The 2,917-nt window shown below is 63.6% G+C and carries 3 protein-coding genes and 1 pseudogene; all 4 read left to right on the forward strand.

The window, feature by feature from the left end:
* Positions 1-105 (forward strand): annotated as a pseudogene (locus A2I95_RS29495) (3-oxoadipate enol-lactonase); the annotation flags it as partial.
* Positions 98-808, forward strand: coding sequence for an alpha/beta fold hydrolase (locus tag A2I95_RS29500; RefSeq protein WP_291735603.1), 711 nt, complete (start codon positions 98-100; stop codon positions 806-808). The pseudogene A2I95_RS29495 and the gene A2I95_RS29500, both read left to right, overlap by 8 nt.
* Positions 808-2,145, forward strand: coding sequence for an adenylosuccinate lyase family protein (locus A2I95_RS29505; RefSeq protein ID WP_291735605.1), 1,338 nt, complete (start codon positions 808-810; stop codon positions 2,143-2,145). Before A2I95_RS29500 ends, A2I95_RS29505 begins: the two co-directional genes overlap by 1 nt.
* Before the next feature lie 108 nt (positions 2,146-2,253).
* Positions 2,254-2,917: MFS transporter (locus tag A2I95_RS29510; protein WP_291735607.1), on the forward strand; the 664-nt coding region annotated here is incomplete at its 3' end.

A 2,917-nucleotide genomic window follows, 5' to 3' on the forward strand; every position in this document is an offset into this window, starting at 1 on the left:
TTCCACCTGATCCGCCGTGCAGGCCATATCCCTTGCGTCGAGCAGCCTGAGGAATACGCTGAGCGCCTGACCGCTTTCCTGCAGGAGACCGGGCACATTGGCTGAGATTCTTCTGATCCATGGATCCTGCCATGGCGCCTGGTGCTGGCGCGATGTGATCCCGGCGCTGGAAGCCCGCGGCCACAGCGCCCGTGCGATCACCCTGCCCGGCCATGGCGACGGCCGGGATCCGGCAAGCGTCACTTTGGCAGAAACGGCTGAAGCCATCGCATCGGCCTCCACTCCGGACACCCTCGTGCTGGGGCATTCCTGGGGCGGTTTTCCCATTTCCACCGCGGCTGAGGCCGCCCCGGAAAACCTGCGCGGATTGATCTATCTCTGCGCCTACATCCCTGTCAGCGGCAGCTCCCTGATCGATATGCGCAAGGCCGGACCGCGGCAAACGCTGTTCGGGGCAACCGCCAAGAACCCGGCCGGCACAGGCTACAGGTTCCTGTCCGATACCGCGCCGCACCTGTTCTATCACGATTGCCCGGCGGAGGCGGTGCGCTTTGCTCTGCAAAACCTCTGCCTGCAACCGATCCAGCCTCAGGACACGCCAGTCCAGCTGACTGAACGGTTCAAGAGCGTGCCCAAGACCTATATCCGCTGCTCTGGCGACCGGGTGATCCCTCCAGAATACCAGGCGCAAATGGCTGCGCAACTGCCGCCGCAGCGAGTCTATGACATGCAAACATCCCATTCGCCCTTCTTTGCGGACCCCGACGGGCTCGCCGATCTGATCGGGCACATCGCAAAGGACTTCTGATGGCAGGTTCCGTCTTTGACAGCCAGGTGTACGGTGATCTCTTTGGCAGCGGCGATGCCGGCCGCCTGTTCTCCGACAGCGCCGAGGTGCGTGCCATGCTGCTGGTGGAAGGCGCGCTGGCCAAGGCGCAGGGCGCGGCCGGGGTTATCCCGCAGGAGAGCGCCGCTGCAATCAGCCGGGCCGTGGTTGAAATCGCCGTCGATCCCGGTGTTTTGAAGCGGCCCACAGGGCAGAACGGCGTGCCGGTGCCAGGGCTGGTAGCGGCCTTCCGGGAAGAAATGAAAGCGCCAGAGCACGCGCAGTACGTGCATTGGGGCGCCACCTCGCAAGACATCATGGACAGCGCGCTGATGCTGCGGCTGCGCCAAGTGCTGGCGTTGGTGGAAAAGGATTTGACCGCAAGTGTGAAAGCCCTTGGCGTATTGTCCAAAACACATGCGGAGCTGCCCATGGCCGCCCGCACATATGGCCAGCACGCTACCCCTACCAGTTTCGGCGCGGTTGCGGCGGGCTGGGGCGCCCCGCTTCTGGGGCTGCTGGAGGAACTGCCCGGCCTGCGCCGGAGCTGCCTGCTGGTGTCTCTGTCGGGAGCTGCGGGAACCTCATCTGCCTTGGGGCCGCAAGGGGCGGAAGTGCGCGCAGCCGTGGCCAAGGGGCTAGCGCTAAGCGATCCCGGGTGCAGCTGGCATACTGACCGCACACCGGTCTTGCAGATTGCGAACTGGCTGGTGCGGGTGAACCTCTCCCTTGGCAAGCTCGGCGATGACTGCATCGCACTGGTGCAAAGCGGTATCGGGGAGGTTTATCTGGGCGGTGCAGGCGCCTCCTCGACCATGCCGCAGAAGCAGAACCCGGTGGCACCTTCGGTGCTGGTGGCGTTGGCACGGCAGGGCAGCGGTTTGCTTTCCGTCCTGCAGGGCGCCTCGATGCAGCGGCATCAGCGCGACGGAGCTGCCTGGTTCACCGAATGGATGTGTCTGCCTCAGATTGTACTGGGTGCAGCCAGTGCGGCAATGGCCAGCAAGGCGCTTTGCGCCGGTCTCGCACCCAATGCTGCGGCCATGGCATCCTCACTGTCGGACGGGCTGGGCATGATCCACGCCGAGGCGCTGAGTTTCGCCCTGGCTGCAGAAATGCCGCGGCCCGATGCGCAGGATGCAGTCAAGATGCTGTGCCAGGAAGCCCAATCGACACAAACTTCGCTGCAGGAGTTGGTTGCGCGGGACCATCCCGGTCTGGACGCAGCGACCCTGTTTGATCCGGCGCGGCAAATGGGCCGGGCGCCGTGGGACGCCTTGCAATTTGCCAGGAAGGCGGAAGAACTGGGCGGCGAATAGAAACCGCTAAGGAAAGCAGGATTGCCCGCTCTGTCAGCAGAAAACGACGATGATGGCGGGACAAAGAGCCGTAACCGCCAGGCTCTTGTCTTTGTCCTGGCGACTGTGATGATTGATGCCATGGGCATTGGGCTGATTATGCCGGTGATGCCCGGCCTGATCACCGAGGTACAGGGCGGCTCGCTGGCGCAGGCGGCGGTTTGGGGGGGCGTGCTCAGCACCGTTTTTGCGGTGATGCAATTCCTGTTCAGCCCGATCCTCGGGAGCCTGTCCGACGCGGTCGGACGCAGGCCCGTGCTGCTGGTCTCGTTGTTTGTGATGGCGCTGGATTACCTGATCATGGCTCTTGCCGGCACCATGTGGCTGCTGCTTTTGGGCCGCGTCCTGGGCGGTATCACCGCCGCAACCCATTCAACGGCAGGGGCGTACATCGCTGACATCTCACCAGCGGAAAAGAAGGCCGCCAATTTCGGCCTGCTGGGTGCTGCCTTTGGTGCCGGATTTGTACTTGGTCCGCTGACAGGCGGGCTGCTGGGCGAACTGGGCACCCGGGCGCCATTCTATGCCGCTGCGGTTCTGGTGCTGGCGAATTTCGCGCTCGGCTGGTTTGTGATGGGCGAAACGGTTCAGGACAAGAACCGCCGCCCCTTTGAATGGCGCCGCGCCAACCCGTTCGGCGCCTTTCGTGCGGTCGCGCGCATTCCAGGCATCAAACCGCTGTTGTGGGTCTATTTCCTCTATTCTGTTGCGATCTATGTCTACCCTGCAATCT

The organism is Leisingera sp. F5 (assembly GCF_001593695.1).